Source organism: Qipengyuania gaetbuli (genome assembly GCF_020171365.1).
GTDB classification, from domain to species: domain Bacteria; phylum Pseudomonadota; class Alphaproteobacteria; order Sphingomonadales; family Sphingomonadaceae; genus Qipengyuania; species Qipengyuania gaetbuli_B.
This window is the reverse complement of record NZ_JAIUZO010000002.1, coordinates 406,586-430,195: the sequence shown is the minus strand read 5'-3', so window position 1 is coordinate 430,195 and position 23,610 is coordinate 406,586. Positions and strand designations below refer to the sequence as shown.

Annotated in this window: 22 protein-coding genes; 14 read left to right on the top strand and 8 right to left on the bottom strand. The window is 66.5% G+C overall.

What is annotated here, in order from left to right:
• The first annotated feature begins 12 nt into the window (after positions 1 to 12).
• From plsX to LCL94_RS02550, 4 genes are all read left to right on the top strand, one after another.
• Positions 13 to 1,050, top strand: a complete 1,038-nt coding sequence (gene plsX / locus LCL94_RS02565; protein WP_224830855.1) for a phosphate acyltransferase PlsX — start codon at positions 13 to 15, stop codon at positions 1,048 to 1,050.
• Positions 1,047 to 2,012, top strand: a complete 966-nt coding sequence (locus LCL94_RS02560) for a beta-ketoacyl-ACP synthase III (protein WP_263611750.1) — start codon at positions 1,047 to 1,049, stop codon at positions 2,010 to 2,012. Before plsX ends, LCL94_RS02560 begins: the two co-directional genes overlap by 4 nt.
• A gap of 104 nt (positions 2,013 to 2,116) precedes the next feature.
• Positions 2,117 to 2,416, top strand: coding sequence for an integration host factor subunit alpha (locus LCL94_RS02555; protein WP_199800526.1), 300 nt, complete (start codon positions 2,117 to 2,119; stop codon positions 2,414 to 2,416).
• Positions 2,417 to 2,432: 16 nt separating this feature from the next.
• A complete protein-coding gene (locus LCL94_RS02550) occupies positions 2,433 to 2,798 on the top strand; it encodes a MerR family transcriptional regulator (protein WP_224830854.1) in 366 nt (121 codons plus the stop codon).
• 9 nt (positions 2,799 to 2,807) lie between these two features.
• Here LCL94_RS02550 and chrA read toward each other — a convergent pair whose 3' ends face one another.
• The 7 genes from chrA to LCL94_RS02515 all read right to left on the bottom strand — a co-directional run bounded on the left by chrA (position 2,808) and on the right by LCL94_RS02515 (position 11,930).
• Positions 2,808 to 4,115 carry a chromate efflux transporter gene (chrA, locus tag LCL94_RS02545; RefSeq protein WP_224830853.1) on the bottom strand — a complete coding sequence of 436 codons (1,308 nt, stop codon included), beginning with the start codon at positions 4,113 to 4,115 and terminating at the stop codon, positions 2,808 to 2,810.
• A 24-nt stretch (positions 4,116 to 4,139) separates the two neighbouring features.
• On the bottom strand, positions 4,140 to 5,417 hold the full coding sequence (locus LCL94_RS02540) for a M24 family metallopeptidase (RefSeq protein ID WP_224830852.1): 1,278 nt from the start codon (positions 5,415 to 5,417) through the stop codon (positions 4,140 to 4,142).
• A 149-nt stretch (positions 5,418 to 5,566) separates the two neighbouring features.
• Positions 5,567 to 6,271: a VIT family protein gene (locus LCL94_RS02535; RefSeq protein ID WP_224830851.1), complete on the bottom strand. Its 705-nt coding sequence runs from the start codon at positions 6,269 to 6,271 to the stop codon at positions 5,567 to 5,569.
• 37 nt (positions 6,272 to 6,308) lie between these two features.
• Positions 6,309 to 9,731, bottom strand: coding sequence for a chromosome segregation protein SMC (gene smc / locus LCL94_RS02530; RefSeq protein WP_224830850.1), 3,423 nt, complete (start codon positions 9,729 to 9,731; stop codon positions 6,309 to 6,311).
• A 27-nt stretch (positions 9,732 to 9,758) separates the two neighbouring features.
• Positions 9,759 to 10,502: a thioredoxin domain-containing protein gene (locus LCL94_RS02525; protein WP_224830849.1), complete on the bottom strand. Its 744-nt coding sequence runs from the start codon at positions 10,500 to 10,502 to the stop codon at positions 9,759 to 9,761.
• A 116-nt stretch (positions 10,503 to 10,618) separates the two neighbouring features.
• The gene (locus LCL94_RS02520; protein WP_224830848.1) at positions 10,619 to 11,341 is read right to left on the bottom strand and encodes a thioredoxin domain-containing protein; all 723 of its coding nucleotides are present in this window, start codon (positions 11,339 to 11,341) and stop codon (positions 10,619 to 10,621) included.
• A gap of 1 nt (position 11,342) precedes the next feature.
• The gene (locus LCL94_RS02515; protein WP_224830847.1) at positions 11,343 to 11,930 is read right to left on the bottom strand and encodes a DUF721 domain-containing protein; all 588 of its coding nucleotides are present in this window, start codon (positions 11,928 to 11,930) and stop codon (positions 11,343 to 11,345) included.
• 14 nt (positions 11,931 to 11,944) lie between these two features.
• Here LCL94_RS02515 and mutY point away from each other — a divergent pair, with 14 nt between their 5' ends.
• Positions 11,945 to 12,943 carry an A/G-specific adenine glycosylase gene (gene mutY / locus LCL94_RS02510; protein WP_224830846.1) on the top strand — a complete coding sequence of 333 codons (999 nt, stop codon included), beginning with the start codon at positions 11,945 to 11,947 and terminating at the stop codon, positions 12,941 to 12,943.
• Here the strand turns inward: mutY and LCL94_RS02505 are convergent.
• On the bottom strand, positions 12,940 to 13,161 hold the full coding sequence (locus LCL94_RS02505; RefSeq protein ID WP_160607595.1) for a hypothetical protein: 222 nt from the start codon (positions 13,159 to 13,161) through the stop codon (positions 12,940 to 12,942). The two genes, mutY and LCL94_RS02505, sit on opposite strands and share 4 nt — an antisense overlap.
• A 111-nt stretch (positions 13,162 to 13,272) precedes the next feature.
• Here LCL94_RS02505 and LCL94_RS02500 point away from each other — a divergent pair, with 111 nt between their 5' ends.
• The 9 genes from LCL94_RS02500 to LCL94_RS02460 all read left to right on the top strand — a co-directional run bounded on the left by LCL94_RS02500 (position 13,273) and on the right by LCL94_RS02460 (position 23,569).
• Positions 13,273 to 14,577 carry a serine hydrolase domain-containing protein gene (locus LCL94_RS02500; protein WP_224830845.1) on the top strand — a complete coding sequence of 435 codons (1,305 nt, stop codon included), beginning with the start codon at positions 13,273 to 13,275 and terminating at the stop codon, positions 14,575 to 14,577.
• A 6-nt stretch (positions 14,578 to 14,583) separates the two neighbouring features.
• Entirely contained in the window at positions 14,584 to 15,441 is an 858-nt protein-coding gene (nudC, locus tag LCL94_RS02495; protein ID WP_224830844.1) for an NAD(+) diphosphatase, read from the top strand.
• On the top strand, positions 15,438 to 16,124 hold the full coding sequence (locus LCL94_RS02490; RefSeq protein WP_224830843.1) for a DsbA family oxidoreductase: 687 nt from the start codon (positions 15,438 to 15,440) through the stop codon (positions 16,122 to 16,124). The genes nudC and LCL94_RS02490 overlap by 4 nt, the downstream gene beginning before the upstream one ends.
• Before the next feature lie 156 nt (positions 16,125 to 16,280).
• Positions 16,281 to 16,835, top strand: coding sequence for a DUF4402 domain-containing protein (locus LCL94_RS02485; protein WP_224830842.1), 555 nt, complete (start codon positions 16,281 to 16,283; stop codon positions 16,833 to 16,835).
• A gap of 40 nt (positions 16,836 to 16,875) precedes the next feature.
• Complete coding sequence (locus LCL94_RS02480; RefSeq protein ID WP_224830841.1) at positions 16,876 to 17,364, top strand: DUF4402 domain-containing protein; 489 nt, start codon at positions 16,876 to 16,878, stop codon at positions 17,362 to 17,364.
• Between the two features lie 140 nt (positions 17,365 to 17,504).
• Positions 17,505 to 18,005 (top strand): DUF4402 domain-containing protein, encoded by a 501-nt coding sequence (locus LCL94_RS02475; protein ID WP_224830840.1) that lies wholly within the window; start codon positions 17,505 to 17,507, stop codon positions 18,003 to 18,005.
• A 63-nt stretch (positions 18,006 to 18,068) separates the two neighbouring features.
• Positions 18,069 to 18,593, top strand: a complete 525-nt coding sequence (locus tag LCL94_RS02470; protein WP_224830839.1) for a DUF4402 domain-containing protein — start codon at positions 18,069 to 18,071, stop codon at positions 18,591 to 18,593.
• A 117-nt stretch (positions 18,594 to 18,710) separates the two neighbouring features.
• Positions 18,711 to 19,586, top strand: a complete 876-nt coding sequence (locus tag LCL94_RS02465) for a hypothetical protein (protein WP_224830838.1) — start codon at positions 18,711 to 18,713, stop codon at positions 19,584 to 19,586.
• A complete protein-coding gene (locus LCL94_RS02460; RefSeq protein WP_224830837.1) occupies positions 19,583 to 23,569 on the top strand; it encodes a carboxypeptidase-like regulatory domain-containing protein in 3,987 nt (1,328 codons plus the stop codon). Before LCL94_RS02465 ends, LCL94_RS02460 begins: the two co-directional genes overlap by 4 nt.
• Positions 23,570 to 23,610 lie beyond the last annotated feature (41 nt).

Genomic DNA, 23,610 nt, shown 5'->3' with positions numbered 1-23,610 from the left:
CCGGAGAACGTCATGAGTTTGCCGCGTATCGCTATCGACGCGATGGGCGGGGACGAAGGCGTTCGCACCATGATCGAAGGCGCCGCGCTTGCGCGTAGGCGCCACGATCGATTCAAGTTCCTGCTGGTCGGCGACGAAACCCGCATCAAGGCGGCGCTCGAAACGCACCCGGGCATGTCCGGCGCTTCGGAAATCCTGCATTGCGACGACGTAGTCGCCGGTGACGAGCTGCCCAGCCGCGCCCTGCGCCGTGCCAAGACCACCAGCATGGGGCTGGCCGTCGACGCGGTGAAGCGCGGCGAGGCCGGCGCTGCCGTGTCCGCCGGCAACACCGGCGCGCTGATGGCAATGAGCAAACTTGCCCTGCGCACCATGCCCGGCCTCGACCGTCCGGCGCTGGCGGCCCTGCTGCCCACGCTCGGCGAAAACGACGTCATCATGCTCGACCTCGGCGCGAACCGCGATTGCGATGCGCGCAACCTCGTCCAATTCGCCATTATGGGCGCTGCCTATTCGCGTATCGTCACCGGGCGCGAACGTCCGCGCGTGCGCCTGCTGAATATCGGCACGGAAGAGACCAAGGGCACCGAGGATATCCAGGCTGCCGCCGACGCGCTGCGCGCGGCCGACAATCTGGCGATGGATTTTGCCGGCTATGTCGAAGCCGACAAGATCAACCGCGGCGAATGCGACGTGGTCGTGTGCGACGGCTTTTCCGGCAATATCGCGCTCAAGGCGATCGAGGGCGCGGCACGCTTCGTGACCGACCTGCTGCGCCAGGCCTTCACTTCCAGCATCCGGTCCAAGGTCGGCTTCCTAGTGTCGCGCCCGGCGACCGAACTGCTGAAGCACCATCTCGACCCCAACAACCACAATGGCGCGGTCTTCCTCGGCCTCAACGGCGTGGTCGTGAAAAGCCACGGCAGCGCGAATGCCAAAGGCGTCGCCAATGCGGTGGAAGTCGCCGCCCGCCTGCTGGAGGACGACATCACCAACCGTATCGCCAACGATCTGGGCAAGATCGACACGCAGGGCTTCAACGGAAAATGATCCGCGCGGTCATCACCGGCAGCGGAAGCGCGCTGCCCGCGAACTGCGTGACCAATGCCGATTTGGCCGAGCGTGTGGATACCAGCGACGAGTGGATCGTCGAACGCACGGGCATCCGCCAGCGCTATATCGCCGCCGAAGGCGAGACGACCTCGACCCTCGCCACGCAGGCTGCGCGCCGCGCGCTTGAGGATGCAGGCGTGGACGCGGCGGAGATCGGTCTCATCGTGCTCGCTACCGCGACGCCGGACCACACCTTCCCCGCCACTGCCACGCAGGTGCAGAATGCGCTTGGCTGCAACGGCTGCGTCGCTTTCGACGTGCAGGCCGTGTGCTCGGGCTTCCTCTACGCGCTGGGTACTGCCGAATCGCTCCTGCGGACCGGCATGGCGAAAAAGGCGCTGGTCATCGGCGCGGAAACCTTCAGCCGCATCCTCGACTGGGAAGACCGCACCACCTGCGTCCTGTTCGGCGACGGGGCGGGCGCGGTCGTGCTCGAGGCACGCGACGTTGCCGAAGACGGTCCGGGTATCCTGTCGACCAAGCTGCATGCCGACGGCGCGCATTGCGACCTGCTCTATGTCGATGGCGGGCCGTCAACCACGGGCGAGGTCGGCAAGCTGCGCATGAAGGGCCGCGAGGTCTTCCGCCACGCGGTCGTGAACCTGGCCGACGTGCTGCGCGAAGTGCTCGCCGATGCAGGGGCACAGGCTGCCGATATCGACTGGGTCGTGCCGCACCAGGCCAATGCCCGCATCCTCGATGCGACCGCGCGCAAGCTCGACCTGCCGGCCGAAAAGGTCGTCGTCACGGTCGACCGCCACGCCAATACCTCTGCCGCTTCGGTGCCGCTCGCCTTCGACGTCGCCCGCCGCGACGGCCGGATCAAGGAAGGCGATCTGGTCATGTTCGAGGCCATGGGCGGCGGTTTCACATGGGGTGCCTCGCTCGCCCGCATGTAGGCGATGAAACATTTGTTTCATTCGGTTGTGAAACTCGCCGCAATACAGTATGTTGGATATCTAGAATCGAACCCCAGGGTCGCGTCTGGGAGAGTGAGATGGATATGATGCGCTCGGTGGGAACACTGACCCGCGCCGACCTGGCAGAGACTATCAATCGGAAAATGGGACTGAGCCGGGCGGAATCGCTGGACCTTGTCGAACAGGTTCTCGGCAAGATGACCGATGCGCTGGTGCGCGGTGAAAACGTCAAGATTTCCGGTTTCGGCAGCTTCGTGCTGCGCGACAAGAAGGAACGGATCGGCCGTAACCCCAAGACGGGTGTCGAAGTGCCGATCACGCCGCGCCGCGTGATGACTTTCCGGGCAAGCCAGCTCCTGAAGGATCGCGTCGCGAACGGATGACTGCTAAGGGGTCGTGATGGCGGAATTCGACGACCACAAGGACGACGGCGCACTGCGCACCATTGGCGAGGTTGCCAAGGCGACCGGCATCAAGACGCATGTGCTGCGCTACTGGGAACAGCAGTTCCCCAGCCTCAAGCCCCTGAAACGTTCCGGTGGCCGCCGCTATTACCGCGCGGAAGATGTCGCGCTGGTCGAGCGGATCGACCGGCTGGTCAACCGTGAAGGCTATACGCTGAAAGGCGCCAAGGCTGCCCTGCGCGGCGCTCCCGAAGCTGAAAGCGCCCCGGTGGTGCAGGCCCAGCCCTCGGCAGGTACCGATGCGATCCTGCCGCGCCTCAAGGCCATCCGCGACGAACTGAAAGCCGCCCTTTCCGCCTAGGCGCGCAGTCTAGGTTGCAAGGCCGAGTAGCAGTCCCCCACCGGCGCAGGCTGCGAGAACTTGCGGCACGCTCCAGCCCAACCTGAAGATCAGGACTCCGGCGACCAGCGCCAGCGAGCCTGCGCGCCAGTCGAAACTCGCCCATTCCGGCGCGAGCACCCGCACTGGTCCGGCCGCCCCGTCGCCCACGCGCGCAAACAGGACATGGAGCGCGAACCACACGGTGAGATTTGCGATCACCCCGACAATAGCCGCGGTCACGCCTGCCAACGCGCCCTTCAGCCGCACCGCATCGCGCATCCGGTCGATCCACGGTGCAAAGGCGAAGATCCACAGGAAGCAGGGCGCGAAGGTGACCCAGGTGGTCAGTCCTGCGCCGATCAGCCCCGCGACGAAGGGAGTGAACGGCTCGGGTGCCCTGAACGCGGCGAGATAGCCGACGAACTGGGTGACGAGGATCAGCGGGCCCGGCGTGGTCTCGGCAAGGCCGAGGCCGTCGGCCATCTCGCCCGGTTGCAGCCAGCCGAAACCGGTCACGGCTTCCTGCGCCATGTAGGCGAGCACCGCATAGGCCCCGCCGAATGTCACCACGGCCAGCTGCGAGAAGAACATCGCGATGTCCCACAGGCGATGCTCTCGCCCCAGGCCGATGTCGATGGCGATGATCGGCGCGGCCCAGATCGCGCCCCACACCAGCACGGCTTTCAGAGTGGCTTTCCAAGGGCGGGGCCCGCGTTCTGCCAGTGCCGACGCAGGCTTGAGCGCCAGCCAGCCAGGCCGCTTCAATGCCGCCAGCGCACCGGCAGCGCCTGCCAAGAGGACGACCAGCGGGAAGGGCAGCGCAAACAGGAACAGGCTGGCAAAGGCCATAATGGCAAGCGCACGCTTGAACCCCGTGTCGAGCGACCGTCCCGCAATCCGCAGCAGCGCCTGCGCCACAATGGCCAAGACCGCGGCCTTGATGCCGAGGAAGAGCGCCTCGAACCAGGCAAGGTCGGCCGCGACAACATAGAGCGCCGAAAGCAGTAGGACCACCAGCGCACCCGGGATGACGAACAGCGTGCCCGCGACCACGCCGCCGCGCCAGCCGTGCAGCCGCCATCCGATCCACGTCGCCAGCTGCTGCGCTTCGGGACCGGGCAGGAGGTGGCAGAAATTGAGCCCGTTGAGGAAATCTTCCTCGCCGACCCACTGGCGCTCATCGACCAGTTCGCGGTGCATCAGTGCGATCTGGCCCGCAGGCCCGCCGAAACTCAGCAGGCCGATGCGCGCGAACACCCGCACGGCTTCGGCAAAACTAGGAGAGGCCAGTTGCATGAAGCCTCGCTCAATCAGGCTGGATCAATTGGAGGGTATTAGCGTCAATTCGGTCTGCCGCCCATCGAGGAAGCGCACACGCTCCCCGTCGAACCACGCGTCTTCCTCGGACCGGAAATCGACCCGTTGGCCGCTCCATTCGGGCACCTTGTGGTAATTGGTAAGCTCGATCGACCATGTAGTCCCGGCCTGCACCGGATAGGCGCCGCGCGGATCGCCGTTCTGGTTGTCCCAGAACCCGATGGCCGTGCCCGCCCCGTGTCCGTGAAAGCCGATTGGATGCGAATAGATCGACGGGTCCAGCCCTTCGGCCAGCGCCTTTTCGCGGGTGCGGGCGAGTACTTCGTTACCGCTCAGCCCGGCCTCAAAGGATGCGAGCAGCAGGTCCTGCACCCGGTTGGTCGCCTTCAGCCCCGCCACGAGGCCCGCAGGTGCCTGCGTCTCGCCCGGCTTCAGGACATAGGCGAGGTGCTGGGTGTCGGTGTTGAGACGCAGATAGGTAATGCCGAAATCGGTCCACAGCAGGTCGCCCGGCTGGATGACCTCGCTCCCGCGCAGCATGCCTTCGCGCCCCTGTCGCTGGATGCCGACCGAGGGGTGGAACCACGGCGTGAGGCCCAGTTCGGCCAGCCTTTCACGGTACCACCACTGCACTTCCTCGACGCTCGTCTTGCCCGGCGTGATGACCTCGCGCGAGAAGGCGGTGCCGATGATCGAATGCGCGATCCGCACGATGCCCGGGTAGATTTCCAGCTCCCGCGGAGTGCGGCTTTCCAGCCAACGGATCGACAGCGCTTCGCCGGACACGATCCGGTTCTCGTAACCCTCCGGCAGCGCCTCGGTGAAGGCGCGGTACTGGCTCAGCGTCATGCCGTCGCCGAAGGCGGTCAGGTTGGAAAAATTGACGGCGATCTTTGCCGGGTCACGCCGGGTGATGATGTCGGCCACCGCCTGCCACTGGTCAGGCTGTGCTTCCGGCGACCAGGAGGCTTCGAACAGGTCGGCAAGGCCGTAGCGGCTCACCGTCAGGCGCTCGACCGGCTGGCCGTCACCCGGATCGTGGAAGACGAGGATCGTGCGCCGGCGTGCGTGCATGCTTTCGGCATCGAGCATGGTGGCGGTGACCGGATCCTCGAAATATTCGCGTGACATCAGCAGCCAGAAATCCACCCCCTGCTCGCGCATGATGGCCGGGATCACCGTTTCCAGCCGCTCAGCGAGGATTTCATCGATCACCTCAGCTCTTTCCCGCATCGGCAGGATCGGCGGCAGTTCTGGGCGCGCGAATTCAGTCTCTGTCATGGGAAGTAGGGGGGGCTCGACGCCAGCGGCTGCGGCCGGGCACGCCAATCCGACAGCCGTCACGGCAAGGATCCAGGAGCGATCAATTTTCAGCATATTTCTTCCACATGTAACGGATGGTGCACCCAAAAGGCGGGTCGGCAAATTATCTAGGCCACAGCGGCGCCAAACAGTTTTCCGACCAATGCGGTGACGACCATCGCCATCGCACCCCAGAACACGACCCTGACTATCGATGGCACTACCTGCGCCCCGCCAGCCTTGGCACCCAGCGCCCCAAGGACTGCAAGGCACACGAGCGAAGCAGCGGCCACGGCCACCACCATTGATGCAAGCGGTGCGAAGGGCACCACAAGAAGCGGTGCGGCAGCGCCTGCGATGAAGGTGAGAGCGGACGCAATCGCCGCCTGGAGCGGGCGAGCCGTGCTGACTTCAGAAATGCCCAGTTCGTCGCGTGCATGCGCAGTCAAGGCATCATGCGCCATCATCTGCCGGGCGACTTCCTTCGCTGTCGTGGCGTCGACGCCGCGCGCCTCGTAAACCGATGCCAGTTCCGCGTGTTCGAATTCCGGGTCGCTTGCCAGTTCTTTCCTTTCCCGGGCGAGGTCGGCCTTCTCCGTGTCGGCCTGCGAACTGACCGAAACATACTCGCCTGCGGCCATCGACATCGCGCCGGCAAACAGCGAAGCCATGCCCGCAATAAGGATCTCGCTTCGTCCCGCACTGGCTGCAGCGACGCCGACGATCAGGCTTGCTGTCGAAACGATGCCGTCATTGGCGCCCATGACGGCGGCTCGCAGCCAGCCGATGCGAGAAGTCGCGTGGCTTTCGATATGCGTCTTCAGTCTGGTCATCTCTCTGTCCTCCCACAACGCAGGACGAGCGGGCAGACTACTCCGCCGCCAGCAGTTCCTCTGCTCCGCCCAAGTCCACGCTGACGAGGCGGCTGATGCCTTTCTCGATCATGGTGACGCCGAACAGGCGGTGCATGCGGCTCATCGTGACGGCATTGTGCGTGACGATGAGGTAACGCGTGTCGGTTTCCTTCACCATCGCGTCGAGCAGGTCGCAGAAGCGGTCGATATTCGCATCGTCCAGCGGCGCGTCGACTTCGTCCAGCACGCAGATCGGTGCGGGATTGGTCAGGAACAGCGCGAAGATCAGCGCGGTCGCGGTCAGCGCCTGTTCGCCGCCCGACAGCAGGGTCAGCGACTGCAGGCGCTTGCCCGGCGGCTGGGCGAAGATCTCGAGGCCCGCTTCCAGCGGATCGTCGCTGTCGATGAGGGCAAGATGCGCCTCGCCGCCTTCGAACAGGCGAGTGAAGAGATGCTTGAAGTGGTCGTTGACCCGCTCGAACGCCTCGCGCAGCCGCTCGCGCCCCTCGCGGTTGAGGCTGCCGATCGATCCGCGCAGCCGGTTGACCGCCTCGCGCAGTTCTTCCTGTTCGGCCGCGTTGGAGCCGTGCTCGCTCTCGATCCGCTCCAGCTCTTCGGCGGCGACGAGGTTCACCGGGCCGATGCGCTCGCGGCTGGCGGTCAGGCGGTCCATTTCCTCGGCCTCGGCCTCGGCGGATTTGACTGCGGTTTCGTCGAATTCGAACTTCGCCGGCAGCAGCGGCGGGGGCGACTGGAAGCGTTCGCCCGAAATGCGCGCCATCTCGATGCGGCGACCGTCCTCGTTCTCGGCGCGTGCGGTCAGACCGGCGCGGTTTTCGCGGGCGGCTGCGAGTGCCTCGTTGGCCGCAGCGAAGCCGCGTTCGGCCTCCTGTGCCCGCTCGTTCGCGGCGGCGACGGCGGCCTCGGCTTCGGCCAGTTCGCGGCCCAGCCGCTCGCGCACCTGGTCGCCCTGTTCGATCTCGCGCATGAGACCTTCAGGCTTGGCGGCGTAGACGGCGCGCTCTTCCTCGATTTCCTCGAAGCGGCGGGCCATGTCGGACAGGCGCCTGGCCGCTTCGCCCGAACGCGCCTGCCAGTTGGCCATGTCGGAGCGCTGGGCGCTGGTGCGTTCGCGCGAGACGGCAAGGCCCTGGTCGTGCGCTGCGAGTTCGGCGGCACGGGCCTGCAGGGCGGCGCGGGCCGCCTCGTTCTTCGCGCGGGCGGCTTCGAGCGAGGCGCGGCCGGCTTCGGGATCGGGCAGGGCGCTGCGCTTGGCCTCGGCAGCGGCAAGGTCGGTCTTTGCGGCAGCGACGAGTTCGGCATGCTCGCCCTCTGCCCGTTCGAGTTCGGCGAGGCGCGCAGCGATGCGTTCGCGCGCGGCTTCGGCCAGGTCGAGTGCGCGCAGGGCCTGCCGTTCCGCATCGGCGGCTCCGGCAAGCTCGCGCTCGGCCGCGATCAGGTCGCGTTGGAGGGTCGAGAGTTCCTCGCTTGCGCTTGACTGCGTGCTTTCTGCGGCTTCCAGCGCGGCCTGCAACGAGGGCAGCTGCGCATCCAGTTCGGCAAAGCGGTTGTCGGCTTCCAGGCGGGCAGCTTCGGCCGCGCCTTCGCCGCGCACGACGAGGCCGTCCCAGCGGCGCAGGTGCCCGGCCATGGTGACGAGGCTTTCGCCCGGCGCGAGGCTGCGCCCGTCGTCACTCTCCGCCACGTGGACGAGGGCGAGGCGGGCGCACAATTCGGCGGGGCAGGCATCGAGATGGTCGGCAAGGCTGTGAGCCACCTTCTTCGGCGCATCGGCCCCGGTCCAGTAGCGCCCTTCCGCGCCGTCTTCCGGCAGGCCGAGCAATGCCTTGCCGTCGCGGCCCAGCGCGGCGGCAGCGGCGCGTTCATAGCCCTTGGCCGCACGCACGCCGTCGATCGCCTGCTGGCGGCCGGAGCGTTTGGCCGCGGCCCTCTCGCGTGCCTCGCGGTCGCGCAGCAGGGCGGCGTGTTCGCGCTCTACGCCCGAAAGTTCGGCGCGGGCGCTGGAGAGCGCGCTGGCTGCCTCGTCCCTTGCGGCCTGCAGTTCCGCCTTGCGAGCCTGCATGGCTTCAAGGGCAGTACGCTGCTGTTCGAGCGAGGCGGTAGCGTCCTGCGCGGCCTTTTTCGCGCGTTCGAGCGCTCCGTCGACGTCTTCTCCGGCGAGTGCGCCGCGCTGGTCGGCCATGCGGCGGCCTTCGGCTTCGACGCGGTCGAGCCGCAGCTTTGCCTGTGTGATTTCCGCCTCGACCACGCGCCATTCGGCTTCGACGCCCGCATTGTCGGCGGTGGCCTTGGCAAGCGCAAGTTCGGCGGTCCGGCTGGCGCGTTCCGCGTCCTCGCTCTGCGCGACGAGGGCCGGGCGGCGTTCCTCGTTGGCGGCAAGGTCCTTTTCGCTGGCGGCCAGCTCCTTTTCCAGCCGGGCAAGGGCCTCGGCAGCATCCTTGGTCAACCGGTCGGCATCGCCGCGATCTTCCTCGAGCCGTTTCTTCTGCCGTTCGAGGTCGGCAAGGCGCTGTTCGGCGGCTTCCAACTGGCTGGTGAGCGCGGCCATGCGGTGGCCGTGGGCGCTGGCATCGTCGCGGCGGTCGGCCTGTTCCTCGCGCGCTTCGGCAAGGGCTTCGGCGGCGGCGCGCTGGGCCTTCTGGGCTTCATCGGCGGCAGCCTGCGCCTGCGCGACGCGGGCCTCTGCCTCTCCGGCGGCTTTCTTGGCCGCTTCGGCGGCAGCGGCGGCATCGCGCCAGCGGGCGAACACCAACCGGGCTTCTGCCGATTTGATCTCGTCGGACAGCTTCTTGTAGCGTTCCGCCTGCTTGGCCTGGCGGCGCAGCGAAGCGATCTGGCTGTCGAGGCCCGCCATGAGGTCTTCGAGCCGCGCGAGGTTGGTTTCGGTCTGCCGCAGCTTGCTTTCGGCATCCTTGCGCCGGACGTGGAGGCCGGCAATGCCCGCCGCCTCTTCCAGCATCATGCGCCGTTCCTGCGGCTTGGCCGCGATGACCTGCGCGATCTTGCCCTGGCTGACGAGGGCGGGGCTGTGCGCACCGGTCGCCGCGTCGGCAAAGGTCAGCGCCACGTCCTTGGCGCGCACGTCCTTGCCGTTGACGCGGTAGGCGCTGCCGGCACCGCGTTCGATCCGGCGAATGACTTCGAGTTCGTCGCCCTCGTCACTTTCGGCGGACAGCTGGACTTCGGCGAAGTCGCGCGGCGGGCGGGTAGCGGTGCCGGCGAAGATTACGTCTTCCATCCCGCCCGAGCGCATGGACTTGGGCGAGTTTTCGCCCATCACCCAGCGGATCGCTTCGAGCAGGTTGGACTTGCCGCAGCCGTTCGGGCCGACGACGCCCGTCAGTCCGGGTTCGATGCGCAGGGTGGACGGCTCGACGAAGCTCTTGAAACCGCTCAACCTGAGCTGTTTGATGAGCATCGCCGTATCGCCCCCCTGCCTCGGCCCTTACCTGGCGCCGGCGCGCTGCAGGATGGGTTCGAGCGCGGCCCACTGGTTTTCCTCGATACGGTTGCCGTTGAGGAAGAAGGTGGGCGTGCCGGTGACCTTGGCCGCATCGGCCGCGGCGCGCGAGGTATTGGCCATCTCTTCGATCTTGGCCGTATCGGCGAGGCAGCTGCGCGCCTGGTCAGCCGACAGCCCGCGCGAGGCGAAGAAGTCGATCAGGCCCGCGCCCTGTGCCAGCAGCAGGAAGCGCTGTTCCGGCGGGGCGGACATGGCGGATTCGTAGGCACCGCTGGCCTGCAAGGCTTCACCGAAGCTCGGCAGGGCGGCCCATGCCTGGTCGGACAGGGCGTGGAAGCTTTCCGGAGCGCCGCACTGGGCCAGCGTCGAAATGGTCACGTCCAGCGGATCGCGCAGCAGCGGGCGGATTTCGTAGCTCACGACGCCGGTGCTGACGTAGTCCTGCTGGAGCGGGGCCGAGCCGGTTTCCGCGAAATAGGCGCAGGCTCCGCAGGTGTGGCTGGCGAATTCCACCAGCTTGATCGGGGCATCGGGATTGCCGATGACGAAGCCGCCTTCCGCGGTCTTGCTGGCAGTTTCGAGCCAGCTCGAACCTTCAGGGGCGGGAATGGCGGCGATGGCTTCGCCTTCGAGGGCGCCGACTTCCGCTTCCCCGGCATCGCCGCCACAGGCGGCAAGCGCGAGTGCGAGGGGGGCTGCAAGGGCGAAACGCAGGCTGGTCTTCATCGGATTCCTCTCGAGTGGATGAAAAAGGCTAGGCTAGGGTCCGGCGCAGGTGAAGCGCCACGGAAGCGGTGTCCACAGGGCTGTCCCCGGTAAAGGCAACCCCGCGGTTGCCCGGTTCACTTGCGGAACAGGGCGTCGAGATGGGGCTGGAGCGATTTCCAGTCATGCGCGTCGAGCTGTTCGCCACCCATGAAGAAGGTCGGTGTACCGCGCAGGCCGAATTTCTGGATATCGGCCTGGCTCTGCGCGGCGATGGCCTGCGCCCGCGCCTCGTCGGTCAGGCATTTGTCGACCTCGATGCGCGAATAGCCGCGGCCTTCCATGATCTCGTAGAAGTCGAGATCGCTGGCGATGGCCTGCGCGCGCGAGCCGAAGCTGCCGAAATTCCAGCGCGCCATCTGCGCCTGTGTCATGCTGCGCGCCTTGGCCATCCAGTCGGAATACTTGCCGATAATCGCCGAATGGTTGGCGAAGAAATTGCTCGCCGGACCGCACTGGGCAGCCAGCGCTGCGGTAAGGTCCACGGGGTCGCGGATCAGGTGGCGCACTTCGAAGGCGACCTTGCCGCTGGGCACGTAGAGCAGCTTGATCGCCCCTTCGCCGCTGCGCGCGAAATCGGCGCAGTGCGAGCAGGTGTAGCTCATGAATTCGACCAGCCGGGCGTCCGCTTCCGGATTTCCGAGCAGGTGGCCACCGGCGGTTTCGGTGATGACGCTGCTCCAGTTGCCGTTCTTCGGCTTGGCGACAGCGGGCTTGTCCCGCGCGGCGGCGGGGGCGGCTGAAAGAGTGGCGGCAATGGCGAGGAATGCGGGCGCTACAAGCCGGGCGGGAATTTTCACGTCAATCGGTTCCGTTCTCATCCTGCGATCCGAGGCCGCGCGCCAGCGATTCGAGCACCGCGCGCAGTTCCGGGTCGCCAATATCGCGCAGGCTGTCACCCAGTTCCATAGGAATCGGCTTCAGCGAAGGCGGGGCCTTGGCCTTCTGCCTGCCCTCGGGAGGCTTAACCGCACCTTGCCGCAGCTTGATGCGGGCAACTGCGCGATAGCCGAAGAACCGGTTCACCCGCTCGATTATTTCCGGCAGTACCTGCTGGATCAGCGGCGCATGGGCGGGTTTCACCACTAGTTCGAGGATCCCATCCGACTTTTCGCCGGGAGGAAAGCGGATCATTTCCGGCGTGCAGACCAGCGAATGCGTATCGCCGACAATCTCGGGCCAGCGGCTGACGATGGAGGACTGGACGAAACCGAAACGGCGGAAGGCGGGGCGGCCGATCTGCGGCATCAGGTCGGAAATCGCCTTCGCCTGTCCTCCGCGCGGCCGTTCATAAGGGCGCGCGGCCTTTTTAGGCGCCTTTTTGCCTACCGCTTCGCTGCTCGAGGCAGGGGGTTCGGGCTTGTCGCTTTCCATGACGGCGGCGCTCATGCCATAGGCGGGCCGTGGCCGCCAGCATCTCCGATACGCTTCTCGACTGGTACGACGCGCATGCCCGCGACCTGCCGTGGCGCGCGCGGCCCGGTGCGCCGCCGCCCGATCCCTATCGCGTCTGGCTGTCCGAGGTGATGCTGCAGCAGACCACGGTTGCTGCGGTGAAACCCTATTTCGAGGCATTCACCGGCCGATGGCCGGATGTGCAGGCGCTCGCCGCCGCGCCGGAAGAGGACGTCATGGCGGCATGGGCGGGGCTGGGATACTACTCGCGGGCGCGCAACCTCGTGAAAGCGGCAAAGGCCGTGGCCGAACTGGGTGCTTTCCCTGCGGACGAGGAGGCCTTGCGCAAGCTGCCGGGCCTTGGTGCTTATACTGCTGCCGCGGTCGCCGCGATTGCGTTCGGCCAGCGCGCCGTGGTGGTCGATGCCAATGTCGAGCGTGTCGTATCGCGCCTCTTTGCCATCGCCGATCCTCTGCCGGGCTCGCGCAAGCAGATCCGTGAGCGAACCGACGAAATCACGCCTGACGAACGCGCGGGCGATTTCGCGCAGGCGATGATGGACCTCGGCTCCGGCCTGTGCACCGTGCGCGACCCCAAGTGCCTGCTGTGCCCCTTGTCACATGCCTGCGCCGCGCGGGCAGAGGGCGAGCCTTCGCGCTATCCGGTCAAGGCGCCGAAAAAGGCCAAGCCGCTGCGCCAGGGCCAGGCATACTGGATAGAGCGGGAAGGACAGGTCTGGCTGGTCCGGCGCGAAGGCACCGGAATGCTGGGCGGAATGCGCGCGCTGCCGGACGACGGCTGGTCCGCTCGCGGCGACGGTGCGGGGAATGCCGCTGGCGAGGCGCTAGGCCTCGTGCGGCACGGCTTCACGCATTTCGATCTCGAGCTCTCCCTCGTCAGGATCGGGGAGACGGTCGGCGAGGGTGAATGGTGGCCGCTCGACAGGCTCGAGGATGCGGGCCTGCCGACGCTCTTTGCCAAGGCGGCGCGGCTGGCGCTGGCCTAGATGATCCCGCCGCCCAGCGACAGGCGGACCACTGCGATCAGCATCACCACGATGCAGAAATTGCGGCCCGCATTGCTGGACGACAGCTGGCCCAGCACCACGCCGATCACGATCAGCGGCAGTGCAATCCAGTTGGCCCAGCCAAGGAGGGGGATGGTCGCCGGGATCACGATCACCAGCGAGACGATTCCGAAGATGAAGGAGAGGAGGTTCAGCATGTGTCCTATATGGGTAAGTCACCTGCCGATTGCAATAGTTTCGATTCGCAATTGACCGTTCAGGATCGCTTGCCCAAAACGGCGCGCGCACCAGGTTTCGAGAGGAATTACATGGCCTACCGCGATTTCGATACGTCCCCGCTTTCCCGCCGTTCGCTGCTGAGGGGCGGCGCTTGGATGACCGCCGGTGCGGCCATGTCCGGCCTGCCGCTGGGCAGCGCGGCAATGGCGCAGGGCGCGGCGGCGCGGTGGCCGTCGGTCTCCTCGATGGTCAACAAGTACGTGGCGGAAGGCAAGGTCGCCAACATGGCCGCCGCGCTCGGCTGGGGCGACAAGGACCCGCTGCTGATCGCCAAGGGCACGCTGGTGCTGGGCGGGGCGACGCCGGTCGACATGGACAGCCTCTATCGCATCTATTCAATGACCAAGCCGGTCACCGGCATGGCCACGATGATGCTGATCGACGAGGGCAAGCTGGGTCTCGACCAGCCGCTGGCCGAAGTGCTGCCGGCCTTCTCCAACATGAAGGTGCAGAAGACCTATGACGGGTCGGTCACCGACCTCGTTCCTGCCGAACGGCCGATCACGATCCGCCAGCTGCTGACCCACACGGCAGGCCTCGGCTATTCGATCATCCAGAAGGGCCCGATCCGCGATCTTTACGTGAAATACGGCGTCGTGCCCGGACAGGTAACGCGCCTGCCGATCCCCGGCCTTGGCCGCGAAGAGGCGATCCGCGGCCTCGACAAGTTTGCCAACAATCTCGCGCAGCTGCCGCTGGTCCTCCAGCCGGGCACCAAGTGGAGTTATTCGGTCAGCCTCGACCTGCTCGGCCGCGTGATCGAGGTCGCCAGCGGGATGTCGTTCGACGAGTACCTGCGCACGCAGATCTTCGAGCCGAGCGGGATGAACAGCACATTCTTCCGCGTACCGAAGAGCGAAGTGGGCCGCTTCACCACCAATTACGGCATCATGGGCGGCATGCCGCTGCCACTCGATCCGGCGCCGGCCTCGATCTATCTCGACGATCCGGCCTTCCCCTTCGGCGGGGCCGGTCTCGTTTCCAGCCCGCGCGATTACGACCGCTTCCTCAAGATGCTGCTCGGCTACGGCACCATCGACGGCAAGCGCGTGATGAGCGAGGCGGCGGTCAGGATGGGCACGTCGAACCTGCTTCCCGAAACCGCTTCGACCAAGGGGACCTGGGTCGAAGGGCAGGGCTTCGGCGCCGGTGGCCGCGTGTCGAACGGCGCATATGGCTGGGGCGGTGCGGCCGGAACGGTCGCTTTCGTCAGCCATGAGGCGAACCTGCGCGCCAGCCTCTATACGCAATACATGCCGTCCGAGGCCTATCCGATCCATGCCGGTTTCCCCGAGGCGGTGATGAAGGACCTTGCCGCGATGACGGGGGCCTAAGCACCCATGCTGTCCTTCACCGGCTCGCGTCTCGCTCGCGCCGACCATGTGCGCGCCGATCCCGAGCGGCTGGCCGGTTACATGAACTGGAAGGCGCGGCTGCTGGCGCTCGACGGGCTGATGCCCTCGGTCGGCGACGATGGCCGCCTCATGTGGGGCACGCTGGCAGATGCGGCGGAAGATGCCGAACTGGTGTTCCTCGGCCTCGATGAGGGCAAGGCGTGCTTTGCTGCGGTTCCCCCGCGCGGCGATGCCTCCCCCCGCATGGCCAACCCGGCGCTGTGGTCGCTCATGGCGACGCTCCAGCCCGACGATCTGGCGCTCTATGGCGGGGCGCGCAGCATCGTCGACTGGCACGCGCGCCACCGCTTCTGCGCCCAGTGCGGCGGCGACACGAAGATTGCCAAGGGCGGCTGGCAGCGTGACTGCACCGCCTGCGGGGCAAGCCACTTCCCGCGCACCGATCCGGTCACGATCATGCTGGTCGAGCACGAGGGGCGGCTGATGCTGGGCCGCGGCCTCGGCTGGCCGGAGGGACGCTTTTCCGCGCTCGCAGGCTTCGTCGAACCGGGCGAAAGCATCGAGGAAGGCGTCGCGCGCGAGGTGCTGGAAGAAAGCGGCGTGCGTGTGCGCGACGTCAGCTACATCGCCAGCCAGCCATGGCCGTTCCCGAGCCAGCTGATGATCGGCTGCCATGCCCATGCCGACGACGATGCGCTGACCATCGACGAGACCGAGATGGCCGAGATCATCTGGTTCACGCGCGAAGAGGTGTCGGCAGCGCTCAAGGGCGAGGGCCCCTTCGTCGCGCCGCCGCCCCATGCTATTGCGCATCATCTCATGCAGTGGTGGATTTCGCGATGACCCAGCCCCGGAAGATGACTATCGACATCTGGTCCGACGTGATGTGCCCCTGGTGCCTCGTCGGCTGGGGAAATCTTTCGCAGGCGCTGGAGGCCCTGGAAGGCGAGATCGAGGCGGAGGTGCGCTGGCACGCTTTCGAGCTCAACCCCGACATGGCCGAGGAGGGGGAGGAGCGCACGGCGCATATCGCCCGCAAGTACGGCCGCACCATCGAACAGTCGAAGGCCGTACAGGGTCAGATGCGCGCAGCTGCCGAGGCGGCACGCGTATCGCTCGATTACGAGGGCGAGGAACCCGCGCCCGAGGCGATGATGTGGAACACCTTCGCCGCGCACCGGCTGCTGACCTGGGCAGGCGAGACGCTTGGCCCCGAGAAGCAGACGCAGCTCAAACTTGCGTTGTTCAAGGCGCACTTCAACGAGCGCCGCCGCATCGGGGAGCGCGAGGTCCTGCTCGACGTTGCCGAAAGCGTGGGTATCGACCGCGAGGCTGCCGCAGCCGCGCTCGATAACGAGGAAGTCGCTCGCAAGACCCGCGCCGAAGAACGCGCGGCATGGGACATGAACATTTCCGGCGTTCCCGCGATGATCCTCGAAGGCCGGTTCATGGTGCCCGGGGCCCAGCCGCCCGAAGCCTATGCGAATGCGCTGCGCCGGGTGGCTGAGAAGACCGCGGCTGCCTGACCGCGCGGCGCGTTAACACTTGCGAAAATCGCTGTCCCGCCGTGGCCGCGCGTTCAGGAAGGCGCGTTTCGGCACGTGCAATCCACTGAAAGACTATGCTAACCATCTTCGCATGAGCCCGGAGCACCGCATCCAGACTTGCCTCCTCGCCCGCAAGTGCCGGGTGCGCCCGTGAAGCTGCCGGGCCGCATAGCTGCCGCCTGCGCGCTGGCACTGGGCGCGTGGTCGGTACCGGCCGCAGGCGACAAGCCGCAGCTGTCGGTCATCAACGGGCCCGGCCTGCGCTTCGGCACCTTCGCGGTCCCCACTTCGGGCTATCGCGAAATCTCCCCGTCCGGCGGCGTGACGAGCGGCGGCATTTTCGCCCTCGACCAGAGCGGGGTGGGGCCGGCGCAGTTCGTGGTGCAATACGATCGCGGCAACAACGGCCGGCGGCGCATGGACCTCGTGATCGAGCTGGTGTTCGCAGCGCCTGCCACTTTCGCGCAGGGCGGACTGACCGCGCGACTGTCGCGCTACCAGATCGATCTGCAGGGTTACGGCATGGTCCAGCCCGGCCAGGTGATCCGCGTAGAGATACCTAATTGCGTGCAGCGCGTCTGCTCGCGTAGCTTCAACCTCGGAGGACGCATCGATGTCGACAGGGCATTCGGCGGCGGCCTCGTCGAGATTCCGATTTTCGTCGATGCCGTCCTTGTCTCGGTCAATTAAGGCCCTCGGGCTTGCCGCTGCGGCATTGGCTTCGCCTGCAATGGCGGAGGGCGACAGTGCCAGCGTGAGCGGCCTGGCGCATGCCTCGATTGTAGAGCCACTGACCGTACGCCAGATCGATCCGCTGCAATTCGGCACGCTGGCCGTCCGGCAGGGGCAATCGGGCGCCATCAAGGTCGATCCCGCGACGGGGGCTGTCTCCTACAGCGGGGCCCTGGGCAATGCCTGCCCCTCGTCTGCGGTTTGCGCAGCGTCGGCCGCGCTGTTTCTCGTCAGCGGGGAGGAAGGGCGCACCTACCGTATCGAGGCGCCTGCCAGCGTCACTGCGTTCCACACCGACAAGGGAACAGGACTGCCGGTTGCCGATATCGCGGTCGCGGTCGAGAATTCCGCCGGCGAGGCCATGCGCGGCGTGCTGGACGAGGCAGGGCAGGACCGCTTTCGCGTAGGCGGAACCTTGCAGGTTGCAGCCGGAAGTCCGGTCGGAACCTATCGCGCCGACCTCCAGATGGTGGTTTTTTATGATTGATGCGGGGTTAAGCTGCTGCGTAAAACCCCGTAATCATGCGGTTTCGAGACGGTAATACTTCCTTAAAGCCTACGTAGTATCCCCTAGATCAGCACCGGCAATAGCTGGTCGCGCTATTGTTCGAATTCAGGGGACACCAAATGAAAAAGATCGTTCTTGCGGCAGCCATGACCAGCGCCGTTTTCGCAGTGCCGGCAGCCGCCGCACCGGGCGACACTGCCAGCGCCAACGGTACCGCGAATGCGCGGATCGTTGCTCCCATCGCCATCACCCACGACAGCGGTAGTGCGCTCGACTTCGGCACGATGACTGCCGGTACGGGCGGTACGGTAGTTGTCACGCCCGCAGGCGCAGGTTCGAAGACCGGCGACGTTATCCTGATTGCGGGCAGCACCAACGCGGCCGACTCCTTCACCGTCACCGGTGAAGCCAACCGCGGCTTTGCGATCGTGGTCACGGGCGGCTCGGTTACCTCGGGCACCAACTCGATGACCTTCACGACTTCGCTGGCCAGCAACTCTGGCAACCTCGGCGCTGGCGGTTCGACCCAGTTTTCCGTCGGTGGCACGCTCACCGTGGGCAGCGGCCAGGCAGCTGGCAGCTACACCGGTTCGTACGGCGCAACGGTGACCTACAACTGATCGATGCAATGATCGCCGGGCTGCATCCGTAGCCCGGCGGCCATTGCCGACAGGCATCGTCCCATGGGCCAGCCATTCTCAAAAGCACTGTTTGCGGGAATTCTGGCCCTGGTGACGGGTACCTTCGCCACGCCATTGGCGGCGCAGGCGAGCAACAGCTCTACCGTCTCGGGATCATCGAATGCCCGGGTGGTGGAGCCGATTTCCATCACGCCCATCTCGGATCTGCGTTTCGGGTCGCTTGCGCGTCCCGCCACGGCCGGCATCGTCGAGGTTGCGCCTGATGGCACGGTCACGGGAAACCTGGACCTTACCGCCTTCCCGACAGGCAGGGGACCGGCCCGCTTCACCGTCCTGGGTGAACGCAACCGCCGCTTTATCGTTTTCACGCCGAACAGGATCGATATTTCGAACGGCACGGCGACGATGAGGGTCGACCGTTTCCGTGACAACCGCACGGCCGGTTTCGCACGGCTCGACGCGTCTGGCAGTTTCGACCTTTACATCGGCGGCCGGCTCAACGTGAATGCCAACCAGCAGGTCGGAACATATTCGGGGACTTTCGACGTAACCGTTCTTTATCTGTAAATGTCGAATGTCTAAGGCTGTCTGGAAGAGCGCGTAGTCGCTACAGGCAGGGAAAATATCATGATTTCAGGGTCGAAAGCTTTTCGCGGGATGCGCACCGCCGCATTCGGCGCAGCTGTGTCCCTTGCATTCGCTGTTTCAGGCCCCGCTACCGGTCAGAGCGCCGCGCCGCAGGCCGCGCCTCCGCCGCCGGCAGGATCGGTAGGCGGCGTAGGTGACGTCAACCTGTTTCCCAAGCGAGTGGTAATCAACGGCCGCCGGTCGATCGAGACGGTCGGCCTCTACAACAAGGCGGTCAATCCGGGCGATTACGAGATCACGATCGTCGACATGGCCATGACGCCCGATGGCCAGTTGCTCGCCTTCGACAATGACCTCGACCCCGCCAGCCGGGCACGGGTGAAGACAGCCAGCGAAATGCTGCGCTACTCGCCGCGCCGCGTGACCCTGCGCGGCTCGGAATCGCAGATCATCCGCGTCATGGCGCGCGCTCCGGCAGAACTTCCGGACGGCGAATACCGCTCCCACTTCACGGTCACCTCGGTGCCCGAGGCGGACGGGTTCAGCATCGACCAAGCTACTGCGGGCGACAATCCCGACGGTATCGGCGTGACCATCCGTCCGCGGTTCGGCATCGCCATCCCGATCATCGTCCGCATCGGCGAAACCACGCTCAATGTTGGCATTTCCAATGCCCGCGTGCTGACCGCGCGCGACGGGACGCAAGCGGTAGCCTTCACGCTCAACCGCTCGGGCACGCGCTCCGCTTTCGGCGACATTACCGTGAAAGCGGCAGGATCATCGGACCCGATCGCGATTGCCAAGGGGGTCGGCGTCTATCCCGAAGTCGACAGTCGGCAGGTCATCGTGCCGATCGATCCCGAAGCCGACCGCCGCCTGACCGCTCCGGGTGCAAGACTGCGGATCGAATTCGTCGACGATGACTTCTCGCCCGGCTCCAAGCTAGCCGAGCTCGATTTCGTGGTGCCGTGAGCAGGCGGAAAATCGTCGGCGGTGCTGGCACCGCGATATTGATTACCGCTGCCGTCGGGTATGGCCTTGCTCCCGGCGACAAGACGCAGCGGACCAAGATACCCGCGCCCAAACGGTTCGATCCGCAGGAGTCAGGCCCCTCGGTCAGTTTGCGCCGTCCACTGCCCACGCCCAGCTTCGGCACGGACGATCCGGCTTCGTCGAAAGCGGGGTCGCCTGCCCGCAAGATACGCCCGAAAGCGCGGCTGTCCGGCTCGGGCAGCGATGTTCCGGTACTCGCCCAGGCATCGCTCGAAGAAGCAGCGAAGAAGCGCCCGCCCGCCTATACGCCACTGCTGCCGAAGGCCGGCGCAGGCCAGCTGCCTGCGGAAGTGTCGCAAGAGCCTGCTCCCGGCACCCAACCTGTCGTTTCGGACGATACGGCTCCTCCCGCCCTGGCCGAAGCGGTGGCGGAGGATCTGCCTGTTCCCGCGTTCGGGACAGGGCCGGACCAAGTGGACCAGCAGGCGGAGCCGGCACCTGTGCTTGCCGCCGCGCCGGAGCCAGCCGACACCGACAACGCTGCCAGCGGCGAGGTGTTGGCCGCTACGGCGCCAGCGAGCCTGGAAGACGAGCCCCTCGCCGCTCCGCTCGCCCCTGTTCCGTTGGACGACCAACCGGTACCGACAACGTCCGATGGGCTGACGGGAGAATTCGTCGAATCATTCGGGACCGAACTGCCGGAAGAGCCATCCGTCACCTTCAGGCCCGAGACCGATGCAGCTCTACCAGCGGCTGACCCCGAGGTCGCGGCCCCCCAGCAAGCGCCGGTTCCCGAGCAGCACTCGGACGGGCAGGTCGGGGCGCAGGAACTTGCCGAACGCGACGAAGGGGCGGCCTCCTACCCGAGCGAGGAACTGCTTGCCGTTGAGGCCCCACCAGCCGCTCCGGCACCTCTCGCACCGCCGCCGCCGCAAGCCGAGCCAGGGACCGCCTCGCCTGAAGCGGGCGAACTGATTGCGGTGGCTCCTGCACCGGCGGAGGAACTGGCACCGGTAGCAGCAAAAGCCACTCCTCTCGCACCTCCGCCGCAGACCGCCGCCACGGCTGAACAGGTCCCCGAATACGAGCGGCTGTCCTTCGCGCCGCCCACCGACCGCGTGGCACCACCCGCAGCCGGGACGACGTCGGCTTCACAGCCGGCCGGACCGGTCGCTCCGGCCAGCTTTGTCGCTTCGCCTTCGCCGCCCGTGCGGAGCCCTGTCGAGGCGGCAGAAGCGCCTGCTTCCTATGCATCGCTGACGTCGGGCCTGATCAAGCGCGGGAATGCCGCGTCCGCGTCCACGCCTGCGCAGCCAGCGGGGGTCGAGCTGACTTCCGCTCCGGGACTGCGCGGCGCGATCGCGGGCGACGGACCGCTCATCTCATACCAGGACGAGCTAATCCTGGAGGTGCGGGTCAACGGCGCGTCCGAAACCGATACGATCATCGCCTATGGCACGCGCGGCGGCCTGTACCTGCCGCTCGGGCCGATCGTGCGTATCCTCGATCTTGCAATCTCGGTGACCGACGAGGGGCGCTACGCGCAGGGCTGGATCCTCGATGAGAGCCGTGCGCTGACGATCGACCTGCGCTCGGGCACGATCGAGGCAGGCGGCAAGACCATCAAGACCGACGGCGTGCTGGCCGCGCCTTTTGACGGCGAACTCTACCTGCGTGCCGACCAGTACGAGGCGCTGTTCCCGCTGACGGTCAAGGCGGACCTGAGGACGCAATCGGTCCTGATCACCACGCTGGAGAAATTCCCGTTCGAGGAACGGCTGGACCGGATGGTCCGCCGCGCGAAGCTGGAAGCTGCAAACGGCGGCTCGTCCAGGGACGATTTCGAGCGGGTCGTGGCGCCCTATCGCCCGCTCTCGATCCCGACCGCGGACGTGGAACTGCGCGCCGTCTCGGACAGCACGTTCGGCACCCGCGCCGAAGGTGATTTCTACGTCGCGGGCGATCTCGGGTACCTGTCGGCGGAAGGCTATTTCAGTGGGGACACGAAGAACGGCCCCACCGCATCGCTGTTCAAGGTCGGGCGGGTCGATCCCGACTCCCGACTGCTCGGGCCGCTGGAAGCAACGGCCTTCTCGGCTGGCGATATCAACTCCGCTTCCATGGCTATCGGACTGCGCAGCGTGGCCGGGCGCGGGGCCATGATCACCAATGCGCCGTCGCAGGTCGGATCGGTGTTCGACCGGGTGGACCTGCGCGGCATCCTGCCCGACGGCTACGAGGTCGAGCTGTACCGCAACGACATCCTCGTCGGCTCGACCCGCGATGCGGTCAACGGCCAGTACGAATTCCTGCAGATCCCGGTCGATTTCGGCCTCAACGTTTTCCGCTTCGTGTTCTTCGGTCCGCAGGGCCAGCGCAGCGAGGTGGTGGAGCGGATCAGCGTGGGCGACGGACGCCTGCCCGAAGGCAAGCTGGTCTACAGTTTCGATGCGGCGCAGCGGCACCGGAACCTGCTGGGTGTCAGGCCGCCGAACTATGTCGAGCCGGTCGGTTTCGGCGACTGGCGCAGCAGCGCACAGCTCTCCTACGGGGTCACCTCCGGCCTTACTGCGCTGGCAGGAGCCGCGTGGTTCGAGGACGAGGGCGAGGACCGCTGGCTGGCGACCACAGGGCTGCGCACGGGGCTTGCGGGGCTGGCGGTGAAGGTCGATGCGGGCGTGGCCGATGGCGGGTCCTACGCGTTCGGAGGCGGCGTGGGCGGCCGGTTCGGCCGGTCGAGCGTAACCCTCAGCCACATGGAATATAGCGGCGAATTCCCGGACGAGACGCTGGGGCTGGGCAACCAGTTCCTGCGCCGCGCGACCGAACTCGATTTCAACACCGCGTTCAACCTTGGCGGCGAAGGGTCCGGCATCACAGTCCCGATCAGCGCGCGCATCCGCAATTACGAAGGCATCGACGGGCGCAATACCTTCTCTGCCGGGGCGCGGGCATCGGCGCGCACCGGGGGGCTGTTGTTCTCCAACACGCTCGATTACTCACGCACCAGCGGCGGCGGGATCGCGGTGTTCGACCAGCTGTTCGGCAATTTCGACCTTGCCACGCTCAGCCGTTCGGACACGCGCGGGCGATTGTCGCTGGGCTATTCGGTCCTGCCCGAGGTGGACCTGCTCAACGCCTCGCTCGAACTCGACCACCGGCTGGACGAGCGCACGTCGATCCGCGGCTCGGCGGGCTATTTCTTCAAGCCCGGGCAACCTGCCTTCGGCCTGTCGGCCGCGCGCGAGTTCGACACTTTCACGCTGGCGTTCGATGCCAGTTACTCGTTCGTCGACAAGAGCCATTTCGTCGGCCTACGGCTCGGCTACAGCCTCGGGCGCGATCCCTTGCGCGGGCGCGTGTTCATGGCGCGGCCCGGCCTTGCAGCGTCGGGCGGGGCGAGCCTGCGCGCCTTCCGCGATCTCGACGGCGACGGAGTATACGGCCCGCCGGACGAGCCGGTGGAAGGCGTCGACTTCATCTCCTTCAACCGCACCGGCACCACGGATGACCAGGGCGTGGCGCAGCTTTCGGGCCTCGGCGTCGGGAGGGCGGTGACCGTCCAGATGGACCCGACCACGCTGCCCGATATCGACCTTGCCCCGAAGCGCAAGGGCATCGAGATCGTGCCGCGCCCAGGCACGATCCAGGCCATCGATTTCCCGATCGTCGCTCTTTCGGAAGTGGAAGGCACAGCGCGCTTCGCCGATGCCCAGGGCCGCGGCGTGTCCGGCGTGCGCCTGCGCCTGCTGAACCCCAAGGGCGAGGTCATTTCCTTCGCCAAGACCGAGGTCGACGGCTACTTCTTCTTCGAACGCGTGCAACCCGGCCGCTACACGCTGGCCATCGATCCCGACCAGATATCGCGCCTCGGCCTGTGCGAACTGGACGGCGAGGCCATCGTGATCGACCCGCAAAGCTCGATCGTCACCCGCGACCTGACCATCAGGCAGTGCGATTGAACTGTCCGGGATTTCCGAGCAATCCTTCGCCGTCCCGCTTG

Bases quoted from the DNA above. Each gene is read 5' to 3' on its own strand.
- plsX (WP_224830855.1), top strand. From the start codon at position 13: ATGAGTTTGCCGCGTATCGCTATCGACGCGATGGGCGGGGACGAAGGC.
- LCL94_RS02560 (WP_263611750.1), top strand. From the start codon at position 1,047: ATGATCCGCGCGGTCATCACCGGCAGCGGAAGCGCGCTGCCCGCGAAC.
- LCL94_RS02555 (WP_199800526.1), top strand. From the start codon at position 2,117: ATGATGCGCTCGGTGGGAACACTGACCCGCGCCGACCTGGCAGAGACT.
- LCL94_RS02550 (WP_224830854.1), top strand. From the start codon at position 2,433: ATGGCGGAATTCGACGACCACAAGGACGACGGCGCACTGCGCACCATT.
- chrA (WP_224830853.1), bottom strand. From the start codon at position 4,115: ATGCAACTGGCCTCTCCTAGTTTTGCCGAAGCCGTGCGGGTGTTCGCG.
- LCL94_RS02540 (WP_224830852.1), bottom strand. From the start codon at position 5,417: ATGACAGAGACTGAATTCGCGCGCCCAGAACTGCCGCCGATCCTGCCG.
- LCL94_RS02535 (WP_224830851.1), bottom strand. From the start codon at position 6,271: ATGACCAGACTGAAGACGCATATCGAAAGCCACGCGACTTCTCGCATC.
- smc (WP_224830850.1), bottom strand. From the start codon at position 9,731: ATGCTCATCAAACAGCTCAGGTTGAGCGGTTTCAAGAGCTTCGTCGAG.
- LCL94_RS02525 (WP_224830849.1), bottom strand. From the start codon at position 10,502: ATGAAGACCAGCCTGCGTTTCGCCCTTGCAGCCCCCCTCGCACTCGCG.
- LCL94_RS02515 (WP_224830847.1), bottom strand. From the start codon at position 11,930: ATGAGCGCCGCCGTCATGGAAAGCGACAAGCCCGAACCCCCTGCCTCG.
- LCL94_RS02505 (WP_160607595.1), bottom strand. From the start codon at position 13,161: ATGCTGAACCTCCTCTCCTTCATCTTCGGAATCGTCTCGCTGGTGATC.
- LCL94_RS02500 (WP_224830845.1), top strand. From the start codon at position 13,273: ATGGCCTACCGCGATTTCGATACGTCCCCGCTTTCCCGCCGTTCGCTG.
- nudC (WP_224830844.1), top strand. From the start codon at position 14,584: ATGCTGTCCTTCACCGGCTCGCGTCTCGCTCGCGCCGACCATGTGCGC.
- LCL94_RS02490 (WP_224830843.1), top strand. From the start codon at position 15,438: ATGACCCAGCCCCGGAAGATGACTATCGACATCTGGTCCGACGTGATG.
- LCL94_RS02480 (WP_224830841.1), top strand. From the start codon at position 16,876: ATGGCGGAGGGCGACAGTGCCAGCGTGAGCGGCCTGGCGCATGCCTCG.
- LCL94_RS02475 (WP_224830840.1), top strand. From the start codon at position 17,505: ATGAAAAAGATCGTTCTTGCGGCAGCCATGACCAGCGCCGTTTTCGCA.
- LCL94_RS02470 (WP_224830839.1), top strand. From the start codon at position 18,069: ATGGGCCAGCCATTCTCAAAAGCACTGTTTGCGGGAATTCTGGCCCTG.